This window comes from uncultured Veillonella sp. (assembly GCF_963543145.1).
Taxonomy (GTDB): Bacteria; Bacillota; Negativicutes; order Veillonellales; family Veillonellaceae; genus Veillonella.
The window spans coordinates 49,787-65,846 of the sequence record NZ_CAUTZP010000009.1 but is presented as its reverse complement, the minus strand read 5'-3'; the positions used below and the strand labels follow the sequence as shown (position 1 = coordinate 65,846).

Below are 16,060 nucleotides of genomic sequence, written 5' to 3'. Positions count from 1 at the left end.
TTTTATCCCTTATACCCACAATAGGTAATACATAAATCTCTAAATCGCCAAATATCGCCCTTACTACTACGACTATCTAGGATAATCTCATACAAGCCTTTTAATAAAGCTCGTAATGCTTTCGTAGAAATCCGAGAGCTCGCTTCATAAGCCAGTTTGATCGGATACGGTTTAAATGACGAATCATGGTCCTTACACAAATTTTGTATAGCTTGAACAGACATTCCCGCTTGTCGGCATTCACTAACCAGTAGCTGTAAACGTAATTGCCCCTCAATATAGCTCATAGCACGGTCTAATTCTTTATAGCCAAACATAAACGGAAATAGTTCAAGTAATGTATCAATATCTCGTTTTAACAGAGCCGCTTTAAAGGTAAAAATATTTTTAGCTCCGTAGTCACTGCCATTTTCTTCTAGGAATTCTTTGGTAATGACCTTTTCTCCTGTAATTTGCAAGAAATAACGATCAAATTCGGTTCTCATGAAAGAAACTGGAACATCTTGCCACAAATCGATGAGATGAGCTACATATTCCTGTGCATCAGGTGTCATTTTAAAGCCATGAGATGTACAGTACTGACGTATCCACATCACTAGGTCCGCCCCTTCAAGGCGCTTGCATTGATGATTTGGTATTTTATCAAGAATCTCTTTATTCTGTTTAATCCGTTTATCTATCATATCATGATAAATCAAAAGTATGGGATTATCCCCATTATATTCCATGATAAGTTCATACAACGGAACCCAAGCATCGCTATTTTTGCCGCTTTTACGAATAATGGGCAAATTAACTAAACAGAATACCTTTTGATCTCCAAATAGTGAATCTTCACATAGCTTTTCACTAATCTTCTGCGGTCCTGCTTCATCGTCTAATACGGTCACTGGAAGGTCTGGATAAGCACTTAAAAATTTGCGTTTTTCTTCTTCAATTAATTGTGGCTCATCGCCATAAATGAGTTGAATATGTGCCATAATTCCTCCTTTCACAGATAAATATCATCGATAAAGTTATACCCCATTATATACATGTGTTCTGACGAAGGGTCCACATCGCGTAACGCACCGTGGGGACTTCCAAATAGAACTGTACTAGCAGGTGAAATACGTCCAATTTCAGGCATTACACTAGATCGACTCGTTATATATAATGATTTAGTCTTATCATTTAATTTTAGATTTTTTTCTCTACTTTGTCCATTATATACGACGATTTGGTTCATACTATTTTTATATACCACCTTTGCAGAACCGTTACTATGAAAGTACTCAACTTTTACGTTTTTAGGATGTACTCCATAGGCTCTAATGGCTTGATTAATGAGCCTTTCATTAGGTGCAGTCTTAATATGATCTGGCGCATCGATTAATAGATGGGCCCCTTCATGATTTGGTTCTATACAAAGTAAAACATTACATTGCTTCATTGGAATATAATGAACTAATGTTTCCTTGTGATGATGCGTAACATAATAGGAAGCACCAAAAGTTACAATCATTAAAGATAATGATACTACGACATGTACAGTATATCTTTTTCTATGCGTCAAAAAGTACGTAAATAATCCTAATAGCACATAATATATATAAGCACAATAAGGATGCATCATGCCAATCCAAAGTAGACTGCCACTACGGCCTAACACATGATTTAAATATAAGGATATTCGCAATGGTACATCTACTAAAGACCATATTAACGATATAGGGAGTACGTAACTGGCCAAAGTACTTACAAAAATTAACACTATGGATATATCTAATAGGGGCGCTACTATACAGGCTGCTAGCAAACTAGCAATGCTAATATAGTGAAAGTAATAGAGCTGTAATGGCAAAATTAATAACTGTGCAGATATACATAATACTAGTGGTGTCTTTATCCATCTTGGTAGCCACTGTATCCGTTCATATAATACCTTTCCCCATATGAGTAAACCGTAAGTTGCTCCAAAGGATAGTTGAAAGCTTACATCAAATAAGGAGAATGGATCATATATGACGCATACAATAGCGCATATACATAAGGCTTGTTTTGCTTGATATAGTCGTCCCTTTATATAGGCGATACACATGAGTATGCTCATCATTGTAGCTCGTAGAACAGGTGCATCGCCGCCTACAATACTGCAATATAAACATGCCACTAGAATACCAATGATAAGACAAGTACGTTTTCGTAAATTTAAAAATCGTCCAATTCCATATATTAATGCTAATAATAACGCAATATGTGAACCAGATATGGACAAAATATGGATAAGGCCTGTATAGGAGAAGTCTTTCATTTCTTCTTCGCCAAGCTCACTATAATGACCACCTAAAGCTAACGCTTGAGCTAATACCATTTGTGGTCCTTCTAGATTGTGACCAATATTATTATCTATAGATTCGCGTAACACACCAGAAATTGATAGGCCCTTCCTATACAGGTTTTCAAAAAATGTGTCTTTATAGTAGAACTTATGTAAATCTTTATTACTAGCAGAGCGATATACACCATCATAGATACGACCTCTAGTATTAGAACTCATATAGCGGCCTCTAAGATTAATACGACCTTCCTCTTCAATGAGAAATAAGGGCTTTGGTGTACCTTCAATGATTGCATAGTCTCCTAGTCGTATGGGATAGTTCGTAGTAGATACCTTTGAGTATACCTGTAAACGCCCTTGTGACTTAATATAGTCATTTTTTGCAGTATTTTTATAAGGATGTAGACCATGGAGTTCTATAATATATTTGTAATACTCCTGTCCATTCAAATTTACTTTTTCAGGAGCCCCTACAACCGTACAAAGGTATTCCCCTTCTTGCTGTAAATAATATGATGTGTAACTATTAAAATTTACAATCATTGAATCTGTTTGATAATAAGATAAGCCAACTAAAACAAAGACTAAGACTATTAACTTGCTAAGTGAACGCCATCTATGAGACGATTTTAATGCTTTGAAAATACAAACACCTATAATAGCTAACCCAATACCGAAGATGTAGTGCATCTGATTAAGTACTGGATAATACTGACCATAGCCTAATATAGTACCTATTATGATAGAACCCAATATAGCATGTGCCCACTCACTATGGGTTAATACCTTAGTATTCCCATTAACAGCATTTGCATCAAGGAAGAGTCCATCATTCTGGCCATCTTGATGACTAAATTGTAATTTTGTCTTTAATCTTCTTAAATAGGCCGTCACCAATGCCCTTCACCCCCTTGATGCCTTCCACAGATGTAAAGGGACCTTTTTGTGAGCGATATTCTTCTATTCTTTTAGCCATAGCAGGACCAATACCTGGCAGAGAATCTAACTCCTTTGCAGTAGCTGCATTAATATTTATCTTATTGCCGCGCAATAACGATTCAGGATTCCCGTGAAAGTTAAATACTACGTGGATATGATCTCCTGCATTTACAGGTTTGGCCATATTAATAGATTCTACATCTGCATACGGTAACAGCCCTCCTGCGAGCTTAATAACATCTCCCACTGTAGCAGAGCTTTCAATCTCATATAGACCAGGTGAGACTACGGCACCTGTAATATAAGCAATAGGTTTATTGGATATTTCTACTACATTTGATATAGAAGAATTTCCATCTACTGCCGCTTCAACAAGGACAGAATCGCTTTCATCTGATATAATAGGCCATAGGAAATAAATTCCTACTAAAATACATAGGATTAATACAATTATCATATAGGGCTTCAATTTATATTTCATAGTGCACCTCCTACTGAAGGATTTCCCTATAAAATAGTAAAGTCCTACCGTTGACTCTATTAGTCACATTGGCAGGACTTTTATAGTTGATGTCGAATAAAAGGAGAATTTATGAATCAAGAAACATTAAAAAAATACGCCCATACATTATTAAAGTACGGCGTAAATTTACAACAAGATCAAACATTAGTTATTTCTGTTGATGTAGAAAATAAAGACTTTGCAGTAATCATTACTGAAGAAGCCTATGAACTAGGCGCAAAAGAGGTAGTTCTTAACTGGAGATGTTCCCCTATCTCTCGTCAACGTTTATTACATGCTAAAGAATCTGTTTTAGAAAAGCCTGCTAACTGGATTCCTGAATTCTACAAGCAATACATTGATGATAAAGCAGCATTTTTATCGTTAATCAGTGCTAATCCTAAAGCATTAGAAGGTATCCCAACAGATCGTATTTCCTTACAGTCTCGCAATTTAAATAAAGCGTTATCCTTCTATCACACAGCTATCATGAACTCTTCTGTTACATGGTGCGTTGCATCTGTACCGACCGTTCTATGGGCAGATCTACTTGGCTATGAAGGTACTGACGAAGAAAAAATCGACCAATTATGGGCAACATTATTAAAGCTTTGTCGCATTGAAGGTATCGAACCGAAAGATACATATCGTCATCATATGGCAAAATTACGTCGTCGCTGTGAAGCATTGAATAAATTAGACTTGAAATCATTGCGTTACACTTGTGAAAACGGCACCGATCTTTTATTAGAATTGCCAGAAGGCCATATCTGGTTAGGTGGTGAAGAATCCTCTAAAGATGGCACTATTTTCAATGCTAATATTCCTACAGAGGAAGTTTTCTCTGCCCCTCAATATAATGGTGTAAATGGCGTTGTGCACAGCACAAAACCATTAATTTACCATGGTAATACAATTTCTGATTTCTCCTTCACTTTCAAAGAAGGTAAAATCGTAGACTACACTGCAAAAGAAGGTTATGAAGTTCTAAAAGAGTTAGTAGAAACTGATGAAGGCTCCCACTACCTTGGTGAAGTAGCATTAGTGGATCACTTTAGCCCAATTAGCCAATCTAACCAAATCTTCTACGAAACATTGTTTGATGAAAATGCGTCCTGCCATTTAGCGATTGGCGCCTCTTATCCTACATGCCTCAAAAACAGCGATGGTTTATCTGAAGAAGAATTAAAAGAACGCGGCCTTAATCACTCCTTAACACATGTGGACTTTATGATTGGTCATGAACGCATGAATATTACGGGATACACTCGTGATGGTCAAGCTGTTGATATTATGATTGACGGTCGTTTACAAGTATAATTTAGGCATACAATCTAAAATAGTAACAACATAGCAAAAGCCCTTATCTACTAGCAATAGATAAGGGCCTTCTTGTAATATTATTGTTTTAAGTAACTCTAAGAAAATATATATAATTATACTGTAATATGTAAGGTACGTCCTGTAGGTTGATATTCAATAATGTCTACACCTGCAGTTTTTAACATCCGTTTAGAGGCCTTCACCTCTTTTGTATCCTTGTACAAATCATCGCGGTAAATAACAGCTTTAATGCCACTTTGAATAATTGCTTTTGCACATTCATTACATGGGAAAAGGGTTACATAAATCTTAGAGTCCTCTAAGGAGCCTCCTCGATAATTTAGGATAGCATTGAGTTCGCTATGTACAGTATAGAAATATTTATTATCGTCTGCTGTATCACGTTCCCATGTGAAATCATCGTCACTACAGTTTAAGGGCATACCATTATAACCAATGGATAAAATTTTATTATCGTTACTTACGATACATGCACCAACTTGTGTATTTGGATCTTTAGAGCGTTGTGCTGCCAAAATGGCAACGCCCATGAAGTATTCATCCCAAGAAATATAATCGCTACGTTTTGCCATAATTACCTCACTGAAAAATAAGCCCCCTTCTACCTATGTAGTTGGGGGCTTACATTATTAAACGAATAGAATATCGTTATTTAACAACGATATTTACAAGTTTACCAGGTACATAAATAACTTTTACGATATTTTTACCTTCTGTAAACTCTTGAACACGGCTAGATTCTTTAGCCATTGTTTCTAATTCTTCTTTTGTAATATTTACGGAAACAGTAAGTTTATCGCGAACTTTACCATTTACTTGCAACACTACTTCTACTTCATCTACTACAAGGGCAGATTCTTCGTATACAGGCCAGTTTTCAGTATGAATGGATGTAGTTTCACCTAATTCATGCCACAACTCTTCTGTAATATGTGGAACAAATGGAGCTAATAGAAGTAATAAGGAGTGAGTCAATTCATTAGCCAACGCGCTATTGATAGTCTCCGCTTTATCCTTATGAGCATACATAGCATTTACAAGTTCCATGATAGCAGAAATGGCTGTATTGAAGTTGAAGTTATTATCGAGGTCTTCCGTAACTTTTTTGATAACACGGTGTAACTCACGACGCAAAGCAAATTCGTCTTTTGTAAGTTCACCAGTTACATTTTTCTTAGCTTCTTCGTTGTACGCATCAACAATACGCCATACACGACCTAAGAAGCGATAAGAACCTTCAACACCTTGGTCGGACCAATCGAGGTCGCGATCTACAGGAGCCGCAAATAAAATGAACAAACGTGCAGTATCTGCACCATAGGTATTGATAATTTCTTCAGGAGAAACTACATTACCTTTGGATTTAGACATTTTGCTGCCTTCTTTAAGAACCATACCTTGTGTTAACAAGCCACGGAATGGTTCATTAGCATCGATAAGGCCTAGATCGTGAATAACTTTCACAAAGAATCGAGAGTACAGCAAGTGCAAGATAGCATGTTCAATACCGCCGATATATTGGTCTACGTTCATCCAGTAGTTAGCGATTTTTTTATCGAATGGAGCTTGGTCGTTTTTAGCGTCTGTATAGCGCAAGAAGTACCAAGAGGAATCGATAAATGTGTCCATTGTATCAGTTTCACGAGTTGCTGGACCACCACATTTAGGGCATGTAGTGTTTAGGAAGCTTTCAGATGTAGCTAATGGAGATACGGCACCAGATTCAAATTTAACATCCTCTGGCAAACGTACTGGCAACTCTTCTTCAGGAACGAGTTGTTCACCACATTTTTCACAATATACTACAGGAATTGGCACACCCCAGTAACGTTGACGAGAAATCAACCAGTCGCGAAGGCGGAAGTTTACTTTACCTTCACCAATACCGCGCTCATTAAGTGCAGCTGTAATATTTTTACGAGCCTCTTCAGATGTTTGGCCGTTAAATTTACCAGAATTAACTAGAATACCATCTTCATGGTACCATTCTTGCCATTTTTCTAGGCTGTATTCTTCACCTTCACAAGCTACAACTTGTTTAATAGGCAAATCATATTTATGAGCAAATTCCCAGTCCCGTTCATCATGTGCAGGGGAACCCATTACAGCACCTGTACCATAGTCTACTAATACATAGTTTGCAATCCATACAGGAACTTGTTCACCAGACATAGGATTTACTGCGTAGGAACCAGTAAACATACCTTCTTTAGGTGCATCTGTAGATGTACGGTCGATATCGCTCATATTGCGCATACGCGTAATGAAAGCCTCTAGTTCAGCTTTATTAGGTGCATTTTCAATAAGACGTTCTACATATGGATGTTCAGGAGCCAATACCACATAGCTTACGCCGTAAATTGTATCAACACGTGTAGTATACACAGATACGCGTTCATTAATGGATGGAACCTCGAAGGAGAACTCTGTACCTTCAGAGCGGCCAATCCAGTTTTTTTGCATCAATTTAACGCGTTGTGGCCAGTGATCAAGAGTATCTAAATCTGTTAACAAGCGATCCGCATATTCAGTGATGCGCAAGAACCATTGAGACAAATCTTTTTTCTCAACAGCGTTATCACAGCGCCAGCAAGCACCGTCGATTACTTGTTCGTTTGCCAATACAGTATGGCAAGTTTCACACCAGTTTACTTTAGCTTCTTTTTTGTATGCTAAGCCTTTTTTATAGAACTGTTGGAAGAACCATTGCGTCCATTTATAATAATCTTCTTTGCAGGTTGCTACTTCGCGGTCCCAGTCGTAGGACAAACCAAGTGCTTTTTGTTGCAATTTCATGTTCTCGATGTTATTAAGAGTCCATGTTTTAGGTGCAATGCCATGTTTGATAGCTGCATTTTCTGCAGGCATACCAAAGGAGTCCCAGCCCATTGGATGCAATACGTTGAAGCCTTTCATTTTTTTGAAGCGAGCTACTACATCACCAATGGAATAGTTACGCACGTGACCCATGTGTAAGTTACCAGATGGGTACGGGAACATTTCTAATACATAGTATTTTTCTTTAGATTCATCATATTCTGTTTTAAATGTATGGTTATCTTCCCAATACTGTTGCCACTTTTTCTCAAGATCTTGGGCTACATATTTTTCGTTCATGTAGGGGCCTCCTCATATGGTCAACCTCATTAGTTGCCGTTTTATAATCAATATTTTTATTTTACTACTTCAAGTAAAAGCAGTCAAACACTAGCGTTTTACTACTTGCACCGATTTTGTTAATTCATTTTGAGTAGTTGTATTTTGGACAGAACTATGACTCTTGTAAGAAGCTTTGCTCTCCTTCACCTCTTGTGTATCACGTTCTTTCTGCGCTTTGGCCTCTTCCGCTAAACGCTTTTTCTCTGCCTTAGCTTCTTCAGCTTGACGTTTTTTCTCAGCTTTTGCTTGTTCAGCTTCTTCTTTAGCTTTCCGTTTTGCTGCTTCTTTTTCTTCTTTAGCCTTCCGTTTAGCTTCTGCTTTAGCAGCTTTAGCCTTTTCTTTTTCTTCTAAGCGCAATTTGTATTGTTCAAGCTTAGTTAATGGTTTTGTTTCCTCTACTACAGGTTCAGGAACAACAGCTGTAGTAGATTTAGGAATACCACGACCTAAGTCCTTACCTTGAATCATAGCGATTGTAGATTCGTCTTCAAAACCTTTACGCCATGCAGCAAAACCACCGAGATTTAATTCTTTTACAAGGTCAAGTTTCAACCCTAAAGACGTATTATCTTCAAACCAAATACGATCGGAACCAGAGCCATTCGGGATGGATAAATAATACAATTTTAATCGATCATCCCAAGTCATTTTATCTTTGTAGTTTGCAAAGTAGGTACCAATATTTTTCATAGCCAAAGTTTCGCCCTTAGCATATCCATTTGTATCATGCCATAAACGCATATAGAATGGTACACCAAGTACCAATTTTTGGGATGGTACCTCAGAAAGCATTTTTTCAGTATGGTTACGCACCCAAGGATAACTTGCTACAGGCCCAGCTGTAGTACTCTTAGCCCATGTCTCGTCATAAGCCATAAGAACGACATAGTCTACGGAATTAGCAAAAGCACTGCGGTTATATACCAAAGACCATTCAGGACTATCAGAATAACCCGTTACATCGATAGAGGTTTTAATATTATATTGGTGTAAATGATTAGACAAATAGGCTACAAAGGCTGTTAAACGATCGCGGTCAGCATAGTCGATGTTTTCAAAGTCGAAATTATAACCATCAAAGCCATAAATATAAGCATATTGAACAAGGTTATGAGCATATTTTTTCCATACCGATTGGTCCGCTAAAATACCACTTGTAAAGCCTGGATCAAAACGATTCGTAATCAATGGCCATACATGGTACCCCTTTTCTTTATAGGAATTCACATAATCAATGCTTATATTGGGGCTAGTCTCAAGACCTAAACTATGTAATTTAAACCAGCTAGGGGAAATGATATTATCCCCACTCGTATTAAGTTTAGCTTGGTATGGAGCCCCTTCTGTCGGCCATGGGTCAAATGCCCAAGACAATGGAGTTTGTAATGTATAAGGGGCTTTTACTGTTGATGCTTGCGGAGCAGGACCTAATGTTACTTGTCCATTAGTTTTTGTATAACTAACGCCAAGCATGGCTGGATCAGACTCGATATCAACATAGGCAATACCATTTTGTTTAGTAATTGGCAATTTAACAGGTTCACCAACGGCTGTTGGATTTAATACAATCATATTATCTTGTAATTCTGTTTGAGGCACATACACCGTATATGCTGTTTTATATTGGTTTGCTTCGTAATGACGCGTTGTTGTCGCTAGAAATTGCTCTAACGGTACCAATACCTCTGCCTGTACAGCAGTCGTAGATAATGCGGACATTACTAAAGCTGTTAAGGATTTTAAAATAGTGGATTTGCGAATCATGTACTCTCCTAACTCTAGTTCCCATACCGGGATACAATATCAATCTCTATATTATACCATATTATATAGAGTACATCTCTTTTCTTGCATGAAGGGTACATGTAATTTATAATTTAATTTATGTTCTAATAAAAATTATCACAAAAGGAGATTTACATGCATCAATATTTATTTTTTATAGGGGACTTCCCCATTAGATCCTACGGCGTTATGTTGGCCTTGGCTATCATTTGCGGTGCCTCTGTGGCATATGTACTGTTAAAGAAAGATGGTCGTGGTTGGCATGAGCACATCATTGACTTCTCCATTACGGTTGCTGTAGCCGGTCTCATCGGTGCTCGCCTATGGGACGTATTCTTCTTTGACTGGGATTATTATGGTAACCATTTATTGGAAATCCCCTTCGTTTGGCAAGGTGGAATGGCTATCCAAGGTGGTGTTGTGCTAGGCACAATTGCGGGCTACTGGTATCTTCGTAAAAACAATATCGACTTCTGGGCCTTTGCCGATCTATTTGCACCAGCATTGATTTTGGGACAATCTGTAGGCCGCATGGCAAACCTTTTAAACGGCGATGCTTTCGGTCATCCTACGGGTGGTAATTATGGTATTATTTATCCTGAAAGTACCCTTGCATACCGCACCTACGGTAATCAACCACTATGGCCTGCCGAAGTATGGGAAGGTCAAATCGATATCCTTATCTTTGTGGCCCTTTTATTATTCGGTTCCTTCAAACATGCTAAAGGGCAAGTATTTGCTCTATACGCTATTCTCTACTCTACAGCTCGTTTCTTCTTAGAGTTCTTGCGTGGCGATTATGTAAATCTAACATTAGGTTTAAAATCTGCTCAAATAACTAGCCTTATAGCAATCATTGTAGGCATCTGTGTATTTATCTATCTAGGGTATCTAGAAAAGAAAAATCAACAAGTAATGGTTGCTACAGAACCAACAGTTAAAACTAAAAAGCGTAAATAAAAGAGAAAACAACAAGAAAATCCTTCATTCATAGGTATGCCCTTTGAATGAAGGATTTTTATATGTAAGTTATAATTTACGATTGACCTAGCTAGATTAATACATAAAAAACCTTATCTTACAAATTTTCTTTAGCTTTTAAAGCATCTAGCTCTTCTAATGCACGATTAGCAATCAATGCATTTTTCTCTTTTTTCTTACGTACTTTTTGAGGCCATGGATCCATAATGCCAAAGTTGACATTCATCGGTTGGAAATTAGAGCCTTCGTAGTTAGAAATATAGTGGCTAAGAGAACCAATCGCCGTAGTTTTAGGGAAATCAATAAATGAACGTTCCTCTAAATAACGTTCCACTTGAAGGCCTACCATGAGACCACTCGCAGCAGATTCTAAATACCCTTCTACGCCTGTCATTTGACCAGCAAAGAATAGACGTGGTTCTTTTTTTAATTGGAATGCGTGGTTCAACAACTCAGGAGAGTTAATATACGTATTCCGGTGCATAACACCATAACGAACGAATTCAGCATTTTCAAGACCTGGAATCATACCAAATACACGCTTTTGTTCGCCCCACTTTAAATGAGTTTGGAAGCCTACTAAGTTAAACATGGTGCCTTCCTTATTTTCCTTGCGCAATTGTACTACTGCATAAGATTCCTCATTGGTCCGTTTATCCACTAAGCCAACTGGTTTAAGTGGACCATAGCGCAATGTGTCTTCCCCACGGCTTGCCATGATTTCTACAGGCATGCAACCTTCAAAGTAGATTTCTTTTTCAAAATCCTTTGGTTGTACAGCTTCAGCCGTAGTAAGCTCATGCCAAAATGCTTTGTATTCCTCTTCTGTCATAGGACAGTTAAGGTAATCTGCATCGCCCTTATCGTAACGAGAAGCGGCAAATACTTTGTCGTAATTTAAAGATTCTGCTGTAACAATAGGGGCTGCTGCATCATAGAAGTAAAAACCGGTTTCTCCTGTTAAGTCTTTAATCTTATCTCCCAATGCTTCAGACGTAAGTGGACCAGAAGCAAAGATAACAGTTCCTTCAGCAGGAATCTCAGTTACCTCTTCGTGGTGAACTGTAATATTAGGATGGCCCTTTACCTTCTTCGTCACCATTTCACTAAACAAATGACGATCAACGGCTAAAGCACCACCAGCAGGTACAGCAGTCGCATCGGCACACTCCATAATAAGGGAACCCAAACGACGCATTTCTTCTTTTAAAAGACCTACTGCATTTTCAATATTGCCAGCCCGCAAGGAGTTACTGCATACGAGCTCTGCAAATTGATCGGTTTGGTGCGCAGGAGAGCTATTCACAGGGCGCATTTCATATAAATCTACATGAATGCCTCGATTGGCGAGTTGCCAAGCCGCCTCAGAACCTGCTAGGCCCGCACCAATAACAATAACATTTTTATTATTCAACTGTTGTTTCCTCTTTTTTAGCTTTGCTAGACTTATTAGATTCTTTAGATTCTTTTACAGTTTCTTCACTAGCTTCGCTCTTTTTCTTTCTAGTTTTCTTTGGTGGTCTAGTTGGACATGTTTCATTGGAACAGAACTTTTTAATTGTCCCATTTTTATATGTCTTTTCAACCATAATCGAACCACATGTTTCACAGAAATCATGAGTTGGTTTATCCCATAATGTAAAGTCACATTGTGGGTATCGATCGCAACCGTAGAATAAACGACCACGGCGAGATTTACGCTCTACGATTTCCCCTTCTTTACATTTAGGACAAGTTACACCTGTACCTACTGTAATAGGTTTAGTATTTTTACATTCTGGGAAGTTAGAACATGCTAGGAACTTACCATAACGACCAAATTTATATACCATTGGGCTATTGCAAAGTTCACAGGTTTCATCACTTTCCATAGATGCAATTTCAATGCGATCTACATCGCTCGCATCCTCTAGCTCTTGAGCAAATACCTCGTAGAAGTCAGATAATACTTTTACATATGTATCTTTGCCAGATGCAATAGCATCCAGCTCTTCTTCAAGGTCTCGCGTAAAGCCAGTATTAATGATTTTTTCGAAGTACGCTATCAAGAAGTCTACTACTACAAAGCCTAGCTCTGTAGGAACGAATTGTTTATTCGTATTCTCTACATAGTTACGGCTTACGATTGTATCTAGAATTGGTGCATACGTACTAGGACGGCCAATACCGAGTTCTTCTAGCGTTTTGATAAGACTCGCCTCAGAGTAACGAGGAGGTGGTTGCGTGAAATGTTGTTCAGGCAATACCTCTACCGTATGGGCTGCATCATTCTTTTTAAGCGCTGGCAATTGAGGAATATCCTCTTTTTTCGTATCTTCATAAACGGCACTAAAGCCAGGGAAGATAACACGAGAGCCCGTTGCTTTGAATGTATAATCATTTTTAACAGTCAACTCAATGGTAGTAGATTCATTTTGTTGTGGTGCCATTTGGCTCGCCATAAAACGATTCCAAATTAACGTATACAGCTTAAGTTCATCACGACTTAAGAATGGTTCAACCATTTTAGGTGTTAACTCAAGAGATGTAGGACGAATCGCTTCGTGCGCATCTTGTGCAGAACCTTTAGAACCGTACACATTTGGTTTAGACGGATAATAGTCTTCCCCATAATTGCGAAGGATAAAGTCCTTAGCCGTTTCTTGCATCTCTTTAGAGATACGCGTTGAGTCTGTACGCATGTACGTAATCAAACCCACGTGGCCATAGGAACCGATTTCAAGACCTTCGTATAAATGTTGGGCAATCATCATGGTACGCTTCGCACCAAAGTTCAATTTACGGACCCCATCTTGTTGCAATGTAGACGTTGTAAAGGGAGGTGCCGCTTTACGAGAACGCTTGCGCTTTTCAATATTTGTCACTACTGCATCGGCTCCGCCAATAGCATCGACTACGGCTTGTGCTTCACTTTCAGTAGTAATATCGATTTTCTCGCCTTTAATATGAGTCAATTCCGCTGTGAAAGCCTCTTTTTTAGGCGTTTCAAAATTGCCTTCAATAGTCCAATATTCTTGTGGCACGAAAGCTTGAATTTCGCGCTCTCTTTCACAGATAAGTCGAACTGCAACGGATTGCACACGACCTGCACTAAGTCCTTTACAAACCTTTTTCCATAATAAAGGACTCAATTTATAGCCTACGATACGGTCTAATACACGGCGTGCTTGTTGGGCATCCACCATGTTCATATCGATAGTACGTGGATTTTCTAAGGCCTCTGCGACCGCATTTTTAGTAATCTCATTGAACGTAATACGACATGTAGATGTAGGATCTACATTTAAAATGTACGCTAAATGCCAAGAAATAGCCTCCCCTTCGCGGTCAGGGTCAGTTGCGAGCAATACGGCACTGCTTTCATCGGCATAGGATACGAGTTCATCAATAATCTTTTTACGAGTTACCAAGTTACTATAACGCGGTGTAAATCCATGCTCAATATCGATGCCCATTTGAGATTTAGGCAAATCACGTAAATGGCCCATACTTGCTTTTACCACATAGTTTGGACCTAAGAATTTTTCAATTGTTTTCGATTTAGCAGGAGACTCTACGATAACCAATACTTTGCCATCTGGATTATATACGCGTGGTTCCCGTTGCTCTGGTGGCACGGATGTTTGTAGTACAGATTTATCCCGTACAATCCCCATGGGAGTAAGGGCTTCTTTAGCAACCTTACGCTTAATCGTAGTACTCTCTTTCTTAGTACTTTTCTTTTTAGTATCTTTACTAGTACTAGCTGCTTTTGGCTCGCCAATAACGATTGATCGTTTAATGGACAAGTATATCACTCCTAGTCATATTAATATAGCCTCTCGGCGGATGATTCTCTATAGCCCCTTCCATTTCTAACTCTAGTAATAAGGGCTGCAGTTGTTGTAATGGAATAGAGGTCGCTTTCAAAATATCACTCACGGTAATGCAACGATCATGAGGTATTTCGTTCAAGATTAGATTCCTATCCACACTAAAGCTTAACATAGAGAGCCCTTGTGTATCAACACCCTGACTATTATTCCCTATTTGATTACTATCTTTTATTTGATTACTATCTTTTACACCCATAGTATCTCTTTTATTCGGTGATGTAGGTTTTTCTTTAGTACTAAACATATTTCGCAAGGTTAAATGATATTCCTTAACGACGTCCTCATAACCAGTTAATACAAAGGCTCCATTACGCATGAGGAATTTATTGCCATCTGCCGTATGGTCTAATAAATTACAAGGCACCACAAATACATCTCGCCCTTCACTAACAGCCATATCAGCTGTAATCAGTGAACCACTACTTGCTTTTGCTTCTACTACGATTACACCTCTACTTAGACCACTAATGATACGATTTCGAGCAGGGAAATGTTTAGCAGAGGGTGGCGTACCAGGTGGGTATTCAGATAACAGCAAACCATTATTCTCTAAGATTCGGTCAAATAATTTTGTATTCTCTCTAGGATACGATATATCTAGTCCACAACCCATGACAACAATACCATACCCCTGACTAGCTAACAGACCTTCATGACCATGTGCATCGATACCGCGTGCGCCTCCACTGACGATAATAGTACTGTATTTACCGAGCTCTTTACCAAGCATTCTCGCCACATTGCGACCGTACAACGAACAGCGCCGTGCCCCTACAAGGGCAATTCGATTCAACCGTTTATCTAAAAGGGCTCTATTACCTCTCATAAACAATATAGCCGGAGGATTATAAATGTGGTTCAAAATAGACGGAAAATCTTTATCTAAAAAGGTAGTAAAGTCCATCTTATATTCGTCTATTTTATGAATTATATAATCTAATTTTTCATCCTTAGCCGATGAAGCTATAGCACGTTTATCAGAGGTAGGAATATGTGTATAAGGCTTCAAATTTTCAACCTTCTTCACTGCTTGCCAAGCATCATAAGGTGACCCAAAATCTTCTATGAAACGCCGTACATGTGTGGATCCAATATTATATAAACTTTGTAAGCCTGCAATATAAATAGTATCATCGTATCTAGTCATCTTCACAC

At 38.4% G+C, this 16,060-nt stretch carries 11 protein-coding genes; 2 read left to right on the top strand and 9 right to left on the bottom strand.

What is annotated here, in order from left to right; genetic code table 11:
• Nucleotides 1-2 precede the first annotated feature (2 nt).
• Genes holA through RWZ05_RS05500 form a run of 3 tightly spaced genes read right to left on the bottom strand, consistent with a single transcriptional unit; the run spans nucleotide 3 to nucleotide 3,740 of the window.
• The gene (gene holA, locus RWZ05_RS05510; protein WP_314642818.1) at nucleotides 3-980 is read right to left on the bottom strand and encodes a DNA polymerase III subunit delta; all 978 of its coding nucleotides are present in this window, start codon (nucleotides 978-980) and stop codon (nucleotides 3-5) included.
• Between the two features lie 11 nt (nucleotides 981-991).
• Entirely contained in the window at nucleotides 992-3,214 is a 2,223-nt protein-coding gene (locus RWZ05_RS05505; protein WP_314642817.1) for a ComEC/Rec2 family competence protein, read from the bottom strand.
• Nucleotides 3,171-3,740: a ComEA family DNA-binding protein gene (locus tag RWZ05_RS05500; RefSeq protein WP_314642816.1), complete on the bottom strand. Its 570-nt coding sequence runs from the start codon at nucleotides 3,738-3,740 to the stop codon at nucleotides 3,171-3,173. Before RWZ05_RS05500 ends, RWZ05_RS05505 begins: the two co-directional genes overlap by 44 nt.
• 111 nt (nucleotides 3,741-3,851) lie before the next feature.
• Between RWZ05_RS05500 and RWZ05_RS05495 the strand changes: the two genes are divergently transcribed.
• Nucleotides 3,852-5,081, top strand: coding sequence for an aminopeptidase (locus RWZ05_RS05495; RefSeq protein WP_314642815.1), 1,230 nt, complete (start codon nucleotides 3,852-3,854; stop codon nucleotides 5,079-5,081).
• Between the two features lie 116 nt (nucleotides 5,082-5,197).
• On the opposite strand, the gene RWZ05_RS05490 is transcribed toward RWZ05_RS05495, so the two are convergent.
• From RWZ05_RS05490 to RWZ05_RS05480, 3 genes are all read right to left on the bottom strand, one after another.
• Nucleotides 5,198-5,677: a dCMP deaminase family protein gene (locus tag RWZ05_RS05490; RefSeq protein ID WP_314642813.1), complete on the bottom strand. Its 480-nt coding sequence runs from the start codon at nucleotides 5,675-5,677 to the stop codon at nucleotides 5,198-5,200.
• A gap of 76 nt (nucleotides 5,678-5,753) precedes the next feature.
• On the bottom strand, nucleotides 5,754-8,222 hold the full coding sequence (gene leuS, locus RWZ05_RS05485; protein ID WP_314642811.1) for a leucine--tRNA ligase: 2,469 nt from the start codon (nucleotides 8,220-8,222) through the stop codon (nucleotides 5,754-5,756).
• 90 nt (nucleotides 8,223-8,312) lie between these two features.
• Nucleotides 8,313-10,028, bottom strand: a complete 1,716-nt coding sequence (locus RWZ05_RS05480) for a glycosyl hydrolase family 18 protein (RefSeq protein WP_314642809.1) — start codon at nucleotides 10,026-10,028, stop codon at nucleotides 8,313-8,315.
• A 156-nt stretch (nucleotides 10,029-10,184) separates the two neighbouring features.
• On the opposite strand from RWZ05_RS05480, the gene lgt reads away from it, so the two are divergent.
• Nucleotides 10,185-11,009 carry a prolipoprotein diacylglyceryl transferase gene (lgt, locus tag RWZ05_RS05475; RefSeq protein WP_314642808.1) on the top strand — a complete coding sequence of 275 codons (825 nt, stop codon included), beginning with the start codon at nucleotides 10,185-10,187 and terminating at the stop codon, nucleotides 11,007-11,009.
• A gap of 118 nt (nucleotides 11,010-11,127) precedes the next feature.
• Here the strand turns inward: lgt and trmFO are convergent, their stop codons facing one another.
• The 3 genes from trmFO to dprA are packed head-to-tail and all read right to left on the bottom strand — an operon-like array spanning nucleotide 11,128 to nucleotide 16,052.
• Nucleotides 11,128-12,444, bottom strand: a complete 1,317-nt coding sequence (gene trmFO / locus RWZ05_RS05470) for a methylenetetrahydrofolate--tRNA-(uracil(54)-C(5))-methyltransferase (FADH(2)-oxidizing) TrmFO (RefSeq protein WP_314642806.1) — start codon at nucleotides 12,442-12,444, stop codon at nucleotides 11,128-11,130.
• On the bottom strand, nucleotides 12,437-14,818 hold the full coding sequence (topA, locus tag RWZ05_RS05465; protein WP_314642805.1) for a type I DNA topoisomerase: 2,382 nt from the start codon (nucleotides 14,816-14,818) through the stop codon (nucleotides 12,437-12,439). The genes trmFO and topA overlap by 8 nt, the downstream gene beginning before the upstream one ends.
• Entirely contained in the window at nucleotides 14,808-16,052 is a 1,245-nt protein-coding gene (dprA, locus tag RWZ05_RS05460; protein WP_314642804.1) for a DNA-processing protein DprA, read from the bottom strand. Before dprA ends, topA begins: the two co-directional genes overlap by 11 nt.
• Nucleotides 16,053-16,060: the final 8 nt, after the last annotated feature.

What these genes read in the sequence shown, in the direction of transcription:
- holA (WP_314642818.1), bottom strand. Translation starts at nt 980, where the DNA reads ATGGCACATATTCAACTCATTTATGGCGATGAGCCACAATTAATTGAA.
- lgt (WP_314642808.1), top strand. Translation starts at nt 10,185, where the DNA reads ATGCATCAATATTTATTTTTTATAGGGGACTTCCCCATTAGATCCTAC.
- RWZ05_RS05480 (WP_314642809.1), bottom strand. Translation starts at nt 10,028, where the DNA reads ATGATTCGCAAATCCACTATTTTAAAATCCTTAACAGCTTTAGTAATG.
- RWZ05_RS05495 (WP_314642815.1), top strand. Translation starts at nt 3,852, where the DNA reads ATGAATCAAGAAACATTAAAAAAATACGCCCATACATTATTAAAGTAC.
- RWZ05_RS05490 (WP_314642813.1), bottom strand. Translation starts at nt 5,677, where the DNA reads ATGGCAAAACGTAGCGATTATATTTCTTGGGATGAATACTTCATGGGC.
- leuS (WP_314642811.1), bottom strand. Translation starts at nt 8,222, where the DNA reads ATGAACGAAAAATATGTAGCCCAAGATCTTGAGAAAAAGTGGCAACAG.
- dprA (WP_314642804.1), bottom strand. Translation starts at nt 16,052, where the DNA reads ATGACTAGATACGATGATACTATTTATATTGCAGGCTTACAAAGTTTA.
- RWZ05_RS05500 (WP_314642816.1), bottom strand. Translation starts at nt 3,740, where the DNA reads ATGAAATATAAATTGAAGCCCTATATGATAATTGTATTAATCCTATGT.